Here is a 224-nt window from a genome sequence, read left to right as displayed (position 1 = left end):
GGCATTCAAGTAGCTTATGTAGGTGATGTTGTAGGAACTGGCTCAAGCCGTAAATCAGCAATAAATTCAGTTCAATGGCACATAGGTGAAGATATAAAAGGAGTTCCAAATAAACGCACAGGCGGTGGGATTTTAGGACAAACTATTGCTCCAATTTTTTTCAATACCGCTCAAGATAGTGGTGCTTTACCAATAGTTTGTGATGTTACAAATCTTGAAATGGG

General features: G+C 38.8%; 1 protein-coding gene. It reads left to right on the top strand.

What is annotated here, in order from left to right; all coding sequences use genetic code 11:
* The coding region (locus KJQ99_RS10370; RefSeq protein WP_214150790.1) for a hypothetical protein at positions 1-224 on the top strand (224 nt) is incomplete at both ends.

The sequence above is a fragment of the Campylobacter sp. 2018MI13 genome, assembly GCF_018501135.1.
In the GTDB taxonomy this organism is placed as follows: domain Bacteria; phylum Campylobacterota; class Campylobacteria; order Campylobacterales; family Campylobacteraceae; genus Campylobacter_E.
This window is presented reverse-complemented; position numbering and strand designations above follow the sequence as displayed.